This is a genomic window from Orbaceae bacterium BiB, assembly GCA_036251205.1.
In the GTDB taxonomy this organism is placed as follows: Bacteria; Pseudomonadota; Gammaproteobacteria; order Enterobacterales; family Orbaceae; genus Orbus; species Orbus mooreae.
On the sequence record CP133958.1, the window covers coordinates 1,060,227 to 1,077,932 of the forward strand.

Genomic DNA, 17,706 nt, shown 5'->3' on the forward strand with positions numbered 1-17,706 from the left:
GTACACCATGACTTTACCTTCTTTTATCCAAATTTATAATGAGCTCATCGCGATTCCAACAATCAGTAGCGTAACTAATGAAAAATTAGATTATTCAAATAAAGAACTGATTGAAAAATTAGCTAATTGGTTTGAGGGACTTGGATTTAACATTAGTATTGTTCCAGTACCCAATACACGTAATAAATTCAATTTATTAGCGACATACAGTAACGATAGCAATATTACACAAGGCGGATTATTATTAAGTGGTCACTCTGATACAGTTCCTTTTGATGACGGTTTATGGACTAAAAATCCATTCAAAATTACAGAGCAAGATAATAAATGGTATGGTCTTGGCACGGCTGATATGAAAGGTTTCTTTGCTTTTATTCTAGATTCTTTACGTGATATTGATTTAAAAACGTTAAAAAAACCATTACATATTTTAGCTACTGCAGATGAAGAGATTACCATGGCTGGAGCGGCTTATTTTGCTCAAAATGCCAAACTCCAACCAGATTGTACGATCATTGGTGAACCGACTTCGCTCATTCCAATTCGAGCACATAAAGGATTTACTGCGAATGTGATTCGAGTTATTGGTAAATCGGGTCATTCAAGCGATCCTGAAAAAGGAATTAACGCGATTGAAATAATGCATTTAGTCATTACCCAATTGCTACAGTTAAAACAGAAATTGAAAGAAGAATATAATAATGATGGCTTTGCAGTCCCCTACCCAAGTATGAATTTAGGTATGATAAAAGGTGGTGACTCAGCCAATAGGATTTGTGGTTGCTGTGAATTACTGTTAGACATTCGAGTTTTACCAGAAATGGATGCTAATTCACTATATGAGATCGTTTGTAATGCGCTTAAACCCGTTATGGAGCGTTATCCAAATCGAGTGATTGTTGAAAATGAAGTGGATCCAATTAGTGGTTATGAGTGTAAAAAAGAGTCACCCGCACTCATTGAGGTTGAAAAACTACTAGGTAAAGCGGCTGAAACGGTTAATTATAGTACCGAAGCACCATTTTTAAATCAGATATCGCCTACCATCGTATTAGGGCCAGGCTCAATTGAGCAAGCCCATCAACCTGATGAGTTTGTCTCAATGGAATACTTAAAACCGACTAAAGCGGCAATTCAAGGATTAATTAAACGATTTTGTATCTAATTGGATGGCTAAAATGAGTGATAAAGGTGACGATTGTCACCTTTATTTTGTACAGTAAAACTGATTTATCCAACCAATTTATTTAAAAGAACTTAACTTAGCAAACTGCGTAAAATAAGTAGGAAACGTTTTTGCGGTACATTTAGGATCTAAAATAGTCACTGGCGTATCGGATAATGCTACTAATGAAAAACACATCGCAACACGGTGATCATTATAAGTTTCTATTTCCGCATGTTTTAATATTTTCGGTGGCGTAATCGTAATATAATCGTGCCCCTCTTCAACTTCGGCACCCACTTTTTTCAGTTCAGTTGCCATGGCCGTTAAACGATCGGTCTCTTTCACTCGCCAATTATAAATATTACGAATAGTTGTTGAACCATTCGCAAACAGCGCTGTGGTGGCGATAGTCATCGCTGCATCTGGGATATGGTTCATATCCATATCAATACCATTAAGCTCACCACGGCTACATTCGATATAGTCGTCAGCCATAGTAATTTTAGCACCCATTGCTTCAAGAACTTTAGCAAACTGAGTATCACCTTGCAGGCTATTTTTACCAATTCCAGTAACTCTAACGGTGCCACCTTTAATTGCTGCTGCCGCTAAAAAATATGATGCCGATGATGCATCACCTTCAACTAAATAGTGCTTTGGTGATATATAAGATTGACCCGCTTTAATAGTAAATTTTTGATAATGATGATTATCAACATGAACACCAAATGTTGCCATCATTTTAATCGTAATATCAATATAAGGTTTTGAAACTAGATCACCACTTATTGTGATTTCAGTATCTTGTTTAGCTAATGGCGAAGCCATCAATAGTGCCGTTAAAAATTGACTCGATACTGAACCATCGACAGTAATTTTTCCACCAATAAAACCGCCCTGCAGATGTAAAGGTGGATATCCCTCACTTTCCAGATAAGTAATATTTGCACCACCTTGACGTAGCGCATCGACCAAATGTTTAATTGGTCGCTCTTTCATTCTCGGCTCACCAGTTAAAATAATATTATTATTACCTAAACACAGCGCAGCAGTCAAAGGACGCATTGCCGTACCGGCATTACCTAAATATAACTCTAAAGGACGTTGACTTGTGAGTATTCCACCAACACCATGAATATCACAGATGGTACGATCATCAGATAATTGAAAATTAACACCTAAAGCCGATAACGCATCGAGCATATAACGCACGTCATCACTATCAAGTAAATTGGTTAAACGTGTTGTCCCCTTTGACAAAGCAGCTAATAATAATGCCCGATTAGACACGCTCTTAGACCCGGGTAAATTGATTGTACCCGAAAACAATTTTACAGGTTGTAAAGTGAGCTTATTATTGAAATCAGACATTCGTATTCTCTTTATCATTGATAGTTAATAGTTCAACATTTTAGTGGGAATAGCGCGATAACTCAATAATAAGTTTACAATTAATAGCGTTCTAGTGTTTTCTTTAACAAATCAATTGCTTGTTTATTTTTAGCACTATTTTTCCATAAGTTATCAAATAAATTTTGATATTGCTTAATTGCCTCACTTGAGGCTGTAATAGAGGCGATCCCCGTACAAACATTGGGTAACTCTCCCAATCTAAATGGACTCATCGCCAACGCCAATGGTTCTTGTTTTTGATAAAATAGCTGGAATGTTAGGGAAGGAATACTCTCTTCTGTAATAGCAATTTCAAGATTATGATTTTGTGTTTCAAGAAGTTCGATCAAATGTGCAACTTCTTTACGAGCTAACAAACAGCGCTCCATTTTTTTACTAGGTGAAATATTTAAATTACCCACTAAACCTAGATGCAAAAAACGTTCAATATTTTGTAATCCAATTAAATTCATAAACTGAGGATAACTCGTACAGAAATTACCTTTACGTTCTTTAAGAATAGCTAGCGTACTATTTATCTTTTTCACATCTTGCGGCATATTAGCTTCTGCAAGCATCGTTGATAAATGGTGTAAATAGTCATCAGAGGTAAGTAAAAATGAAAAAGGATCAAAGTGTGAATAAATTTTTGTCGATTTTTCTTCTAATTGACGCATACGTTCAAAAAAGCCATCGCCGCTAGAATAATATTCTGTATCAACACCAAGCAAACTACTCACTGAAGTATTTAATAACGAAGCTAAACGATCGAGTGTCTCAATTTTTACTATCTCGCCTTTTTCTAATCGGTAAACAGCTGCACGAGAAATTTTTAAATTTTTAGCAACATCTTCGGCTTTTAGAGAAGCGGCAATTCGATACGCTTTTAGACGCAGTCCTATTGAAAAATAATCAATAGTAGAATTAATCATAACAAACTCAATGTAATCAACTTTGGCAAAAGTTTACCACATCAAGATCTTGATGCCAATGAATGTTATTGATAATACAGGATTAAAAGAGAGCATGGTTGACAAAATAGTAAACCACACGTATCTAACCATGTGGTTTACCAAATAACAAGATTACTTAATTAAGCTAACATCAATCGATAAGCCTTTAGCAATACCTTCACCATAAGCAGGATCAACTTTATAAAAATGTTGTAGTTGTCTAATTTGTACATCACGAGTTACTGATGCCATAGATCCTGTTATATTATCAATTAATAACTGTTTCTGTTCAGGTTTCATCAAATTAAACAATGCTCTAGGTTGAGAATAATAATCTTCGTCGACACGATGATTATGACGGTCAGCAGTAACCTCACCCAAATTTAGAGCTGGCTCCGCATATTGAGGCTGCTGTTTTGGTGCGCTATCAATACTATTTGGCTCATAATTTGGCGCCCCTTCGCTAGTAAAACGCATTGCTCCATCACGTTGATAATTATGGTAAGGGCATTTTGGTGCATTAACTGGAAGTTGTTGGTAGTTAGTCCCGATACGGTAGCGCTGCGCATCGGCATAAGCAAAGATACGACCTTGTAACATTTTATCTGGTGATAATCCAACACCAGGAACGACATTACTTGGTGCCATTGCAACTTGTTCAACTTCTGAAAAATAATTTTCAGGATTACGGTTCAACTCGACAAGACCAACTTCAATCAATGGAAACGTTTTTTGCGACCATACTTTCGTCACATCAAAAGGATTTTCATGATGATTATTCGCTTGTTCCTCTGTCATGACTTGCATGAATAATCGCCATTTAGGGAAGTTACCGTCATTAATCGCATTAAACAGATCTGCTTGTGCAGAATCAGGATTTGAGCCATCAAGCTCAGCCGCTTTACTTGGATGAATATTTTTAATCCCTTGTTCCGTTCTGAAGTGCCATTTCACCCAAAAACGTTGGCCATCAGCATTAATTACACTATAAGTGTGGCTACCATAACCGTGCATATGGCGATAACCATCTGGAATACCTCGATCAGAAAATAAAATTGTCACTTGATGTAATGATTCAGGCGATAATGACCAAAAATCCCACATCATTTGCGCACTTTTAAGGTTAGTTTTTGGATCACGTTTTTGAGTATGAATAAAATCAGGGAACTTGAGCGCATCACGAATAAAAAATACGGGAGTATTATTACCAACAATATCCCAGTTGCCTTGATCTGTATAAAACTTCACAGCAAAACCACGTGGATCTCGAGCGGTATCCGATGAGCCACGCTCTCCACCAACAGTTGAAAAACGGATAAACATCGGAGTCTGTTTGCCTACTTTTGCAAAAATACTGGCATAAGAATACTTGGTAATATCTTTAGTGACGGTAAAAGTCCCATATGCACCGGATCCTTTCGCATGAACGCGACGTTCAGGAATATTCTCACGATTAAAATGAGCTAATTTCTCGACTAAATGATAATCATCCAATAACACGGGACCACGAGGTCCGGCTGTTCTCGAATTTTGATTATCGGCAATAGGTGCACCATTAGCGCTAGTTAATGTTTTTTTATCGGACATTGCTGACTCCCTTTGCGTGTTTTAACATAAAATATGTTGATTAAAATACAACTTGCAAATGATATTTATCGTTAACATTATTCACAAATAAAACTCACTTATCTTCTATAAACTCTGATGAGGAGATAACTTACTCTGTCTAGTTATACAATAAACCCGTCTAAAATACCATTATATTTTATAAGGTTTTATGCTTAGATTGGGATCAAATTAGCAATCATAACTAAAAATGCTAACTTCAAAAAAATCACAACAGATAAGACTCTTGCTGTAACTGTTCATTAAGCATTGTAATCATTTCTTCACAACTACTGTTTGATTTTAGCCATAAATCAATATATTGACCAATAATACTCTCTATTTTTCGTAAATTAATTGCTTGGCCATTACTCAACTGATTCTCGCGAATACCATACAAATAATTTTTATGTGAGACATCAACCCATGGATAATTACTAATAATTTTTTGATTTTGGAAAATACTATCCTGTGCAACAGCACCACCCAGTAATGCAACTTGTTCACTAATTTCAGGTGAAAAAATCCAATTGAAAAAGGCACTCACCTCTTCAATCTTCTGACTGTAACGGGACATCGCTAAAGATCCTCCCCCAAATAGTGGCATATTACCAGGGACGGAACTATAACCAATAAGAGGTAAAATATTTTTGGTAGATAAATAAGAGAATAGGTTCATATATACGATTAACATCGCTGAATTACCTTGCTCAAATTCTTCAACTGAGCGCTGCCACCAAGTCGCGTCTAAATTATTTGCCGACTGCATAAATATCTTTAATTGATTAAGCGTATTAACTGCAATTTTTTCATTTAACGCAACCGATAAACCATTAACTAAAGTTCCACCATTCGCATAATAGCGTAACAAAAACTCAGATGCGATGATTTCGCTATTACCTAACGTTATTGTACTACCAAATTGAATAGGTGAATCAGGATTACGTCGTTGATCAAAAAACTCATTGATCTGAGCAAACTGAGCAAAATTAACCGGTATATCTAAATTTTGTCGATATTTTTCAAAATATAACCGTTTGATGAGCGGATCTTCGAATAGATCCCGACGATAAAACAGCATTTGAATACTAGGATCAAACGGAATACCGTAAGCGATTTGATTAATATAGGTAAAACGCTCAGTCACTTGTGGTGAATAATGAGACAATAATTGTGGTAGATCGAGTTGCAGAGCTGATAATGGCTTTAAAATAGAGGGAGCGAACCACGGCAAACTTGCCATATCAATTCGAACAATATCAATATCAGCGTGCTCATCTAATTGATTGAAAATATGGTAAATCTCATCAAATGATTTAACAATCAAATTAACATCAATGCCGGTCTGTTTTTTAAAATGTGGTAGTAGCTTTCTCACTGCCTCAGTTGATGGGCTCGGTAAAATTAAAAAGTTAATACTCTGTTTGTGTTCCGTATTTTTAGGTAAAAAATGATTATCAGAGAAAAATAGAAAACCTTTATTCTTAATAATATTATATGTATCGACTTCACCAAGAATCGTACTAACAATTTTTTTACTTAGCATACCGTAATTCATATGATATTGATAAAAATTATCTTCATAAAAAAAATTATCATTCGCTAAGGTATAAATCGGAGGACAAGAAGACTGGCTGCCAAAGTAGTTTGCATTACGGATGTAATGTGCGCGATCAATATCGCTAGTAATAATGGCATCAAACTGAATATTTGGACGATTAAAAAAAGAAAAAGCTAAATTATAATTTCTATCGGATGGTACTGACTCAACATGATATAATTCAACATCATATTGAGCCTGTTTAAAACGCTGTAATAGCCCCTCTTTTAAAGAATGAGAGTTAGCATTGGTCGTTGCATTACTAAATAAGCCAATTCGATGATGAGACTTAGCCATAATAGCATCGGCAATGTCATGACCAGCTTGTACAAAGTTTAGTGAAACGAACTGTTCAGCAAAATCAGGTCTACGATATACAAAAATAATTTTACTTTTATCGGTTTTAACCGTCTGATAATAACTTTCCGCGCTAGCTAAACAAGAGACAACAATCACAGCGGAATCACGTTTAGTTGCTATTTTTTGAATAAATTGTAACTCTCGTTCTTTAGCATCATGAGTTAAATATAGCGATAATTCATAACCTTGTTCACTTAATTCATTAAATAGACCATCATACAGACTGTAATACTGCTCTGAATTAATATTAGGTAATATAACCGAAACCGTTTTAGCAAAACCCTCTTTTAAAATTTTAGCTTGCAAATTAAGCTGGTAGCCGAGTTTTTGTGTTGCCTCTTCAACCAGTTTAATTTTTTTAGCGCTAACATTACCACGACCATTAAGTACGTTAGAAACCGTACCATAAGAAACGCCCGCCATTTCAGCGATATCTTTTATCGTGGACATATTATGTTAGCTCCAATTTCATCATTACATATCAATTTTTCTATTTTAAAACATTAAGTTACGATAATCTGCTTGAATCTTACGTAAGCGAGCTTTATTAACACGAATTTTATTTAGTATCACTAATAACTGTAAAAGAGTAATCACCGCAATAATAATAAAAACAATAAACATCATTACCGCCGCAGGTATCAATTGACTCTCACTTGTTTGATAACGAATATCTGGATTAATCGAAATACTCGCAAGAGTACCATCATCATGGTAGTTAACTTGGTTCACTAAGCCAGTAATACTAACTTGTCCAAGTCCATTTGCAATAGCGATATTATACTCTAATGTCTGATATCTATCTCTAGTTATATCAGGTACAGAAACAGAAGCATTATATTTACCCATTAACGAGATAGCGACAGTACTTGGTGAGTTCTGTTTTGCAGTTAATAACGCGGTTATGGATTCTTTCTGTTTATTCAAAAATTGATGAGATAAACTAGAAAATATACTAGAAATTTCGTTGGCAGTTGAAGTATAGATAATCGCTGAGCGATTTTGTTGAGTTTTCGCATAAGCAACTAAATCCGCCCATGTTGGCAACTGCTGATCTTTTTCATCGGTTAACAAAATTGTAAAAATCTCTTTAAGTCGATCACAGCTATCATCACCATAATAATAACTATTATTATCATTACGTTTATTCTTATCATCAGCACAAGCTTCATCAGTAACTTGTGTTAATTCTTCAATATTCAGTAATTTGGTATATTTTTTTTGATTATTACTATAATAGCTATCATTATAAGCACTAAATAAGCTGCCATAGAGCTCCAATGTTTCGACTTCAGCATCGCGTGTTGTTTTGACTAATGAACCGCTAGATGATTTTTGTGCCCAACTTGGTAATAAATTGACTATTTCAGTAAGATCAATCACTTCATTACTAACAAATACTTGATTACAACTATAGTACTGCGTTACATCACACCATACTCTTGATAGATTCAAATTAATGAGATCACCTGAATCAATAGCCGTTTTTTTCAAGGAATCATTGTCATTAATATCTAGTGTAACTATTTGATCACTCAAAAAACGATAAGTAAAAATAGCATCATCTTTCAATGATCCTGAAAATAGATAAATAACAAATGACAAAACGATACCAACAATAAAAATAAAACAGTTTCTGCCCCAGAATTTAGGTGGACCATATTGTTCAATTTCTCGACTAAGCGATAATGTATTGCCATAACGAAGTAATGCTTTTCCAGCAACGGCAACATCCATATCCGCATCAATTGTCGTTTTTTCGGGTAGGCAGTTTTGCCAATGATTCGGGTAAGATAAAATTAAAGTATCACCAACCATAATCGTTTTAGATGTTGGATCTTTACCTTCAATAGTTCCTCTAACACGATTGATTTTATCGTTAACTCGTTTTGGATGATAGAAATAAAAAATAGCAGCTACAATAAATAGCATACCACTAATAAAAATTGCCCATAAATCTTGCTCAGTTCTATACATCAAAGCAACTATTACTGCCAATACTAAGAAAACAGCGGATAGAAATCCTAAATTTTGTCGATTTTTTCGTTGAGCCTCAAGTGGCGTCTCTTCACGTTGCTCTAAAATTTCACAGCGCTTATTTTTAGCTTGTGCAATTAACGCACTCACCCCAGCATCAGGCTGTTCCATTTGCTCAATTTGATTAATATCTTCTTCGGTCACCGTTTTAAACTGACCACGACTGCCCTGCTCCCATTGTTCATTACGTAAGCTTTCACCATCACGGTCTGCTTTAGCATCAGCTAAACTATAGCCATTCAAATTAACAACAAAAGCGTAACGCTCAGTGAAAACCACTTCCGCAACGTTATCCTCCATGGTATAGCTATCCATACCATATGGAAAAAATACCTCAATATTGCCTATCACAAAATAGTAAGAAGATTCCGAACCATTGGTTGTTAGGCTATGACGAACACAAGGACCATAAATCAAACTAACATCTTGGCTAACTAATGATGATTGATATTTATAAGGTCTAACTTTAGTTTTATCATCGAGGTAAGGCTTTAATAATTGAAACTCATCGTCATTTAATTGACGAATAGTTTGATGATTTTCAATAGCCTGTTGCAAACTGTGTTTATTATCACTGCGTTTAAATAAATAACTAACAGCGGATAAAAGCATCAGTCCAATCAAAATAAATTTAATGATTAATACAAATTCCATTGTTTAAATACGCCTTATTATGAAGCGATAAAACTGACTAAAAGCGATCAGATTTACCATTGTTATTATAATTTTAGTGAAACAATATTATATCGTAATAATAATGAACAGTCTTGAGGAAACAATTAATCAACTTAACTTATTGATAATTTTAAATTTAAGTATTTTTTTAATTACTCACTAAGTTTAAAATGAATAGCTCAAATATGGGCAGATTAAATTAAAGTGCTGTGATAAAATGGGTTAATTACCAGATGTATAGAGAGAACCCCCATGGACATAACTCAATTTCATGAAATTACTGAGCAACTTTTTAACGATATTGAACAGCAATTAGATAATTATGCTGAACAATTCGATACTGATATTGATTACGAAACACACGGTAATGTGATCTCGATTACTTTTGAAAACAAAAGTAAAATCATTATCAACACACAAGAACCTTTATTACAAATTTGGATGGCAACCCGGAAGCAAGGTTATCATTTTGATTTTAAAGACGGTGATTGGTACTGTAGCCGCAGTGGTATATCATTAAAACAGCTACTTGATGAATCAGTAAAAGATCAGATTAATTCTTAAAAAAAAGGAGCTCGTTGCTCCTTTTTATATTATCAACAACATCTATTTTGATGTTTTATCACTACGCGATAGTCCAACAATACCTGAGCGAACCATCTCAATAATTTCGCAAGACTCACGAATCGCCGTCAAAAAGGACTCTAGCTTTTCACTTGTTCCCGCCAGTTGAACAATAAACTGTGTTGCTTTTACATCGACAATAGAGCCACGGAAAATATCAACACAACGTTTAACTTCGTCTCGTGCTTCTGATCCTTTTGCTGCAACTTTAATCAGCATAATTTCTCGCTCAACATGAGGTCCTTCAGTTAAATCATAAACGCGGTAGACATCAACAAGTTTATGCAATTGTTTTTGGATCTGCTCAAGTACATGAGCATCGCCACTCGTTTGGATCGTCATTCGAGACATCGTTAAATCTTCTGTCGGAGCAACGGTCACACTCTCAATATTAAAGCCACGTTGCGAGAATAAACCAATAACTCGAGATAGCGCACCTGGTTCATTTTCAATTAAAATTGATAATATATAACGCATTATGTTCTCTCCGTTTTACTTAACCACATCTCATTCATGGCTCCACCACGAATTTGCATAGGATAAACATGCTCTGTTGCATCGGTCATCACATCAACAAAAACTAATTTATCTTTAATAGATAACGCTTTTTTCAGCATTGGTTCAAGATCTTCACGTTTTTTAATTGAGATACCGACATGACCATAAGCTTCTGCAATCTTAGCAAAGTCAGGTAATGACTCCATATAAGAACTTGAATGACGACCAGCATAAATCATATCTTGCCACTGTTTAACCATTCCTAAGAAACGGTTATTTAAGTTCAAGATAATGATCGGTAAATCATACTGCAATGCGGTTGATAACTCTTGAATATTCATCTGAATACTACCATCACCCGTGATACAAACAACTCGTTTCTTAGGAAATGCTAGCTTAACGCCTAAAGCTGCAGGGAAACCAAAGCCCATAGTGCCTAGTCCACCAGATGTAATAAAATGGCGAGGCTTATCAAATTTATAATAAAGTGCAGCAAACATCTGATGTTGGCCAACATCGGTTGCCACATAAGCATCACCTTTGGTCAGCTTATATAACATCTCAACCGCTTCTTGCGGTTTGATTAAATCACTGCCATGATCATAATCTAAACATTTCTTAGCGCGCCAATGTTCAATTTGATTCCACCAATTAACCACCGCGTCTAAGTCACGTTTACTTTGATCTTCGGTTAATTGCTCTAACATATTTTCGACAACAAATTTGGCATCACCAACAACCGGAACCGTTGCCATAACTGTTTTCGAAATCGATGTAGGATCAATATCAACATGTACAATTTTTGCATCAGGGCAGTATTTAGCAAGGTTATTCGTCGTACGATCATCGAAACGAGCCCCAACAGCTAAAATAACATCAGCATAATGCATAGCCATATTCGCTTCATACACGCCATGCATACCAAGCATACCTAAATTCTGTTTATGTGTACCAGGAAATGCACTAATGCCCATTAAGGTTGTCGTTACTGGCAAATTTAACTTTTCGGCAAGTTTTTTAACAGCTTGTTCAGCATTAGCCGTAATAACACCACCACCAATATAAAAAACAGGTTTTTTAGCTTCTAGCAGTACTTTTAAGGCTTTCTTGATCTGACCTTTGTGACCTTGCACGGTCGGATTATATGAACGCATGCTAATTGACTTAGGATAGCTATAATTATATTTAATTGCAGGATTCATTACATCTTTTGGTAAATCGATCACGACCGGACCTGGACGCCCTGTCGAAGCAATATAGAAAGCTTTTTTAATTGTTTCGGGGATATCTTCGCTTTTTTTCACTAAAAAACTATGTTTCACCACTGGGCGAGAAATACCGATCATATCGCACTCTTGAAATGCATCATAACCAATCAAGTGACTAGCAACCTGACCAGAAATAACCACCATCGGTATCGAGTCCATATATGCTGTCGCAATACCAGTGATAGTATTCGTCGCACCTGGACCTGAGGTTACTAATACCACGCCAACATCGCCAGTCGCTCTAGCATAACCATCAGCCATATGTACGGCAGCTTGTTCATGACGAACTAAAACATGCTCAATACCACCTAATGTATGAATTGCGTCATAAATATCTAGTACACTGCCGCCAGGATAACCAAATACCTGTTTAACACCCTGATCAATTAGGGACTGTATTACCATCTCTGCGCCTGACAATTTTGCCATGCTCGCCTCCGCTATGACTCTGAAAAAAGATTATATTAACGTTATAGTAAATAGAATTATAATGATTTAAAGCAAATTGTTAAGTATATAATTGCAATATAATAAAATACTTATTTATCACTCACATCAAAATCGATGAGATTGATCTGCAATAAAAATGAAATTTGAATTTTTATCAATAAATGCCATCTAAATTTCGTTAAATTATTGCTGAGAAGTATTAATTTAGTATAAAAAATAGCGATAAATGCTAGGATGAGAGTAAGTTCTATATGAATATAGCTATGATTAAATTTGCTTTGGTGATAAGTAAGAATCAAAACTATACAGTAGATCGTTAATACGATAACACTCACCTAATCCATATCAATTAGTTGTGATAACAAGATAAATGAGATCATTTCGCTATTTCAAAAAATTTAGTATAAAATTATAAGCTGTTTTATTCTCAACAAGCGGATACAATGAAAAAGTTTACAGCTCTTCTTTTATCAATACTAATGTTATCGCCAACAACATTAATACCTGCCAGTGCAAATAATATCAATTTACCTGATATTGGTACTGCCGCTGCAACGACCCTAAGTATTGGTCAAGAAGTTGAAATGGGTGATTACTATACCCGTATGTTACGTGGTAGTGCTCCAATTATTAACGATCCGATGTTGAATGAGTATATTAATTCACTTGGTCACAAATTGGTGATAAATGCGGATTCAGTCCAGACACCATTTCATTTCTACGTAATGCAAAGCGATGTCTTAAATGCATTTGCCTATTTTGGTGGCAATGTGGTTGTACACTCGCGCCTGATCCTTGATACTGATAATGAAAGTCAACTTGCCTCAGTTATGGCTCATGAAATCGGTCACGTAACCCAACGCCATTTAGCCAGAGCGATGGAGTCAAGAAATAAAAGTAGCCCTTATATTTGGGGAGCAACACTCGGCTCATTGTTATTAGCGCTAGCTAGTCCTGAAGCAGGTATGGCTGCAATATCAAGTACAATTGCGGGATCGGCACAAAGTCAAATTAGTTTCACCCAAAGTAATGAACAAGAAGCCGATCGTGTTGGGCTTCGAACACTAGTTAAAGCTGGTTTTGATCCAAAAGGTTCTGCTGAATTTTTACAAAAATTATCAGATGAAGCACGTTTTATGTCCAAGCCACCTGAAATCTTGTTAACTCACCCATTACCTGATAGCCGTTTAGCTGATATGCGTAATCGATCGAATCAATACGCAAAAAAAATAGTGCCTTCCTCACTGAATTACTATCTTGCTAAGGCAAGGCTCGTCGCCCTACTTGGTAATAATAAAAATGCAGTGCAGCTGTTACTACAAGATTATAAAAAAATTGATAATTCTGAAACTAAAATTGCCATCACTTATACCGATGCACTTATTGATTACCGTGGGCAAAATTATAGTAGCGCCAAAGCGAAACTACAGACACTATTAGATAATGATCCAAATAATGTCTGGTTTATTGATTTAATGACCGATATCGATCTCGAATCAAATCATCCAACAACAGCGATTAATCGCTTACTATCTGCCATAAAAGCCAATCCAGATAGTACAGCTTTACAGCTTAACCTAGCCAATAGTTATATTGCTAATAAAGATTATAAAAAAGCTGTTAGCTTATTGCATCGTTACACCCACAATAATAGCGATGATATTAATGGTTGGGATTTACTGGTACAGGCTTACCAAGGGGAGCGACAACGAGCTCAAGAGATGTCTGCTAGAGCTGAAATTCTAGCCCTACAAGGTCAATTTCCACAAGCTATTACGCTATTAAAAAATGCTAAAAAACAAGTTCAAGATAATCAAATGATGTTAGCTCGATTTGATGCAAGAATCAGTGAACTCGAACAATTACAAAAACGTTATGCTGCTTATAAAAATTAAATGGAGTTTTAAAAAATGATAGGACCAATTGTCAATGGAACGGCTGTAATTATAGGGGGATTATTTGGTGCATCAATAGGCAAAAAGATCCCCGCTCGTGTTCGTGAAGCGCTGCCAATGACCTTTGGTTGTGCATCAATGGGAATTGGTATTGCTCTTATTATGAAAGTTAACTCGATTCCCTCTGTGGTCCTAGCCCTGCTATTAGGATCATTGATTGGTGAAATTGTTCAGCTCGAAAAAGGGATAGAAAACCTCTCCTTAAAACTACGTAAATTTGTTAATAAACCAAAACCGAATCAACAATTAATTAGCTCTCATGAAGACTTTATTGAAAAATATGTCGCACTAGTCGTACTATTTTGTGCCAGTGGAATGGGTATTTTTGGTTCATTAACCGAAGGTATTTCAGCTGATCCTTCATTATTAATTGCTAAAGCGTTTTTAGATCTATTTACTGCCACTATTTTTGCTATCACGTTAGGCTATGCGGTGTCACTTATCGCTATCCCTCAATTTATTATTCAAGCCAGCTTATTTATGCTTGCAAGTGTTATTCAACCACTAATATCACCAATGATGTTTGCTGATTTTTCAGCTTGTGGTGGTATGATTATGTTAGCAACTGGTTTTCGTATTTGTGGTATTAAATCCTTTCCTGTTGCAAATATGCTCTTTGGATTAGTATTAGTCATGCCAATTTCGGCTTTATGGTCACACCTAATGTAATACTAAATAAAAAGGGAATCAGTCGATTCCCTTAGTCACAAAAATAAGATTAATACTTTTCGTTATTTTCTTACTGTAACGTATGATTATAGTGTAAAAATCACTCTGTGATGTGGTCAACATTATTAAAGTATTCAAGGTGGTATTCACCATGAACTCCATCACCACGATAATTAACTTTACTAATACTAGTATTTAGCATTCGTGGAAAATAGTTATCATCACGATGGTTATGCCAATGTACACCATTTATAACAGAAAGTAATAAACGTAACGCGGTACCATGAGAAACAATTAAAATATTGCCACTATCTTGCTCAGTATCACGAACAATTTCATCTAAACTTTTTTGCATACGCTCTAAAACTTCTAGGTAATTTTCACCTTGGTTCTTTGCCCCATCAAATTTATCAGGATTGTGCATATAATCAAGAAATTCTGGTAACTTACGTAATTCAGGAACTGGCTGGCCTTCCCAAAGACCAAAATCCATTTCGCGTAAACCATCAATTGTCTTTGCAGGAACTGCACCATTATGTTCTGATAAAATGTAATCTCTTGTCTCAACCGCTCGCTGTTGTGGACTGGAATAAGCCGCAATAAAAGGGATATCTTTTAAAAAACGACCGGTAATCTTAGCACCTAAAATACCATTTTCCGTTAATGGCGAATTCTGTGAGCCTTGCATCTGATCTTTGGTGTTCCACTCAGTTTGTCCGTGTCTTATCAAATATAAATTAAGATTTTTCATTACTAGTCCTTTTAATATCAAGCTCTATTGATGTTGCCGTAAAATGGTTAAGCACTGTTGTAATGCACCATCTAATGGGGCATTGAGTTGCATTGTTTCACCAGTAGAAGGATGGGTAAACTGTACATTGGCAGCATGTAAAAATAAACGATTAAGCTGGGTTTTTGCCAATTCATGATCAAATTGTTCATCACCATAGCGATTATCAAACGCAATTGGATGCCCTGTATATTGGGTATGCACTCGAATTTGATGTGTTCGCCCCGTAATTGGACTGGCTCTCACTAAAGTTGCAAAACCGAAACGCTCTTCAACCTTAAATCGGGTCTCACTCGGTTTACCTTCCTGATTAACCCGTACTATTCGTTCACCACTTTTTAAAACATTTTTAAGTAAAGGCGCTTGTACCACTTTACAAGAGGAAGGCCAATCACCTTTGACAAGTGCTAAATAGTTTTTAGACATCTGTTTTAAACGTAGCTGTTCATGTAATGAGTTTAATGCTGAACGCTTTTTAGCAATTAAGAGAATACCAGATGTCTCGCGATCAATACGGTGTACCAACTCTAAAAATCGGCTATCAGGTCGTAATGCGCGTAATCCTTCGATCACACCAAAACTCAATCCACTACCACCATGAACAGCAATTCCCGACGGTTTATTTATTGCTAAAATCACTTCATCTTCATAAATGATAGCGTGTTCTAAAACTGCAATTTTATCAAGTTTAGGGGATAAAGGTGGATTAACTTTTTCAGCAACACGAACAGGAGGGATCCTTACTTCATCACCAATATTGAGTTTGTACTCTGGTTTAATGCGTTTTTTATTGACTCGAACCTCGCCTTTACGCAAGATACGATAAATCATACTTTTTGGTACGCCTTTAAGCTGAGTAATTAAAAAATTATCGATTCGTTGCCCCTCATTGTCGCTAGAAATTGTGACTAAATGGACCTGTAACTGTTTTTGGGGCTCTTGAGCTGTCATATATTTCGCCAATTGGATATAAAATAATTTACTTTTCGTTAAAATTAACTACACTGTGCTGACAATAAAGATTAATTTTGTCCTAATAATACGAGATTATATAGGAAAATTAAGGAATAAAACAGTATGCTTAATTTACTAAACCAATACTCAAGCAGTCGAATCTCTTGGACACTATTACTACTTTGTACTCTCGCATTTGAAGGGACAGCGCTATTTTTTCAACATGGACTAAACTTAGCGCCTTGTACGTTATGTATTTATCAGCGAGTAACCTTGTTAGGTATCGTATTCGCGTGTTTAGTTGCAATGATCGGTCCCAAATATATTATTTTCCGCCTATTAGCAATCTTCATTTGGTTATACTGTGCAGTTGAAGGGTTTAATTTAGCCACTTTTCAGGCAAGATTACAGTTTGCACCATCATTAACAGACACCTGTTCTATCAATGTCCAATTTCCGAGTTGGCTACCGCTTAATAGCTGGTTTCCAAATGTTTTTAATGCAACCGGTTCTTGTTCTGAAAAATTATGGTCATTTTTAACGATCGAAATGTCCCAGTGGATGATTATCATTTTTAGTTGCTACTTTATTGTTGGCTGTATCATTCTTTTGGCACAATTTTTTTCGCCGGCAAAACAACAGCATAAATGGAGTAATTAAACGCGATTTTTAACTATTTTTTTGTTAAAATACGCGATTAACTATTAA

14 protein-coding genes are annotated in these 17,706 nt (G+C 35.6%); 5 read left to right on the forward strand and 9 right to left on the reverse strand.

The features are described from left to right. Positions 1-7: 7 nt before the first annotated feature. The gene (gene argE, locus RHO11_04985; GenBank protein WVD62476.1) at positions 8-1,165 is read left to right on the forward strand and encodes an acetylornithine deacetylase; all 1,158 of its coding nucleotides are present in this window, start codon (positions 8-10) and stop codon (positions 1,163-1,165) included. A 78-nt stretch (positions 1,166-1,243) separates the two neighbouring features. Here argE and aroA read toward each other — a convergent pair whose 3' ends face one another. The 5 genes from aroA to RHO11_05010 all read right to left on the reverse strand — a co-directional run bounded on the left by aroA (position 1,244) and on the right by RHO11_05010 (position 9,769). After that, positions 1,244-2,539, reverse strand: a complete 1,296-nt coding sequence (aroA, locus tag RHO11_04990; GenBank protein ID WVD62477.1) for a 3-phosphoshikimate 1-carboxyvinyltransferase — start codon at positions 2,537-2,539, stop codon at positions 1,244-1,246. A gap of 80 nt (positions 2,540-2,619) precedes the next feature. Continuing rightward, on the reverse strand, positions 2,620-3,492 hold the full coding sequence (locus tag RHO11_04995) for a helix-turn-helix domain-containing protein (protein ID WVD62478.1): 873 nt from the start codon (positions 3,490-3,492) through the stop codon (positions 2,620-2,622). 153 nt (positions 3,493-3,645) lie between these two features. Continuing rightward, positions 3,646-5,100, reverse strand: coding sequence for a catalase (locus tag RHO11_05000; protein WVD62479.1), 1,455 nt, complete (start codon positions 5,098-5,100; stop codon positions 3,646-3,648). Positions 5,101-5,347: 247 nt separating this feature from the next. After that, on the reverse strand, positions 5,348-7,528 hold the full coding sequence (locus RHO11_05005; protein ID WVD62480.1) for an extracellular solute-binding protein: 2,181 nt from the start codon (positions 7,526-7,528) through the stop codon (positions 5,348-5,350). Positions 7,529-7,573: 45 nt separating this feature from the next. Continuing rightward, complete coding sequence (locus RHO11_05010; GenBank protein WVD62481.1) at positions 7,574-9,769, reverse strand: IgaA/UmoB family intracellular growth attenuator; 2,196 nt, start codon at positions 9,767-9,769, stop codon at positions 7,574-7,576. A 273-nt stretch (positions 9,770-10,042) separates the two neighbouring features. On the opposite strand from RHO11_05010, the gene cyaY reads away from it, so the two are divergent. Further along, a complete protein-coding gene (gene cyaY, locus RHO11_05015; GenBank protein WVD62482.1) occupies positions 10,043-10,354 on the forward strand; it encodes an iron donor protein CyaY in 312 nt (103 codons plus the stop codon). A 42-nt stretch (positions 10,355-10,396) separates the two neighbouring features. Here the strand turns inward: cyaY and ilvN are convergent, their stop codons facing one another. Together ilvN and ilvI are read right to left on the reverse strand one after the other, a co-directional pair. Next, positions 10,397-10,891 carry an acetolactate synthase small subunit gene (gene ilvN / locus RHO11_05020; GenBank protein WVD62483.1) on the reverse strand — a complete coding sequence of 165 codons (495 nt, stop codon included), beginning with the start codon at positions 10,889-10,891 and terminating at the stop codon, positions 10,397-10,399. Next, positions 10,891-12,609 (reverse strand): acetolactate synthase 3 large subunit, encoded by a 1,719-nt coding sequence (ilvI, locus tag RHO11_05025; GenBank protein ID WVD62484.1) that lies wholly within the window; start codon positions 12,607-12,609, stop codon positions 10,891-10,893. The genes ilvN and ilvI overlap by 1 nt, the downstream gene beginning before the upstream one ends. Before the next feature lie 464 nt (positions 12,610-13,073). On the opposite strand from ilvI, the gene RHO11_05030 reads away from it, so the two are divergent. Together RHO11_05030 and RHO11_05035 are read left to right on the forward strand one after the other, a co-directional pair. Then, on the forward strand, positions 13,074-14,525 hold the full coding sequence (locus tag RHO11_05030; GenBank protein ID WVD62485.1) for a M48 family metalloprotease: 1,452 nt from the start codon (positions 13,074-13,076) through the stop codon (positions 14,523-14,525). 15 nt (positions 14,526-14,540) lie between these two features. Next, a complete protein-coding gene (locus tag RHO11_05035) occupies positions 14,541-15,254 on the forward strand; it encodes a DUF554 domain-containing protein (protein WVD62486.1) in 714 nt (237 codons plus the stop codon). A gap of 100 nt (positions 15,255-15,354) precedes the next feature. On the opposite strand, the gene RHO11_05040 is transcribed toward RHO11_05035, so the two are convergent. Next, the gene (locus RHO11_05040; protein WVD62487.1) at positions 15,355-16,005 is read right to left on the reverse strand and encodes a histidine phosphatase family protein; all 651 of its coding nucleotides are present in this window, start codon (positions 16,003-16,005) and stop codon (positions 15,355-15,357) included. A 24-nt stretch (positions 16,006-16,029) separates the two neighbouring features. Then, positions 16,030-16,995 carry a 23S rRNA pseudouridine(955/2504/2580) synthase RluC gene (gene rluC, locus RHO11_05045; protein WVD62488.1) on the reverse strand — a complete coding sequence of 322 codons (966 nt, stop codon included), beginning with the start codon at positions 16,993-16,995 and terminating at the stop codon, positions 16,030-16,032. 126 nt (positions 16,996-17,121) lie between these two features. Between rluC and dsbB the strand changes: the two genes are divergently transcribed. Continuing rightward, positions 17,122-17,658 carry a disulfide bond formation protein DsbB gene (dsbB, locus tag RHO11_05050; protein ID WVD62489.1) on the forward strand — a complete coding sequence of 179 codons (537 nt, stop codon included), beginning with the start codon at positions 17,122-17,124 and terminating at the stop codon, positions 17,656-17,658. Positions 17,659-17,706: the final 48 nt, after the last annotated feature.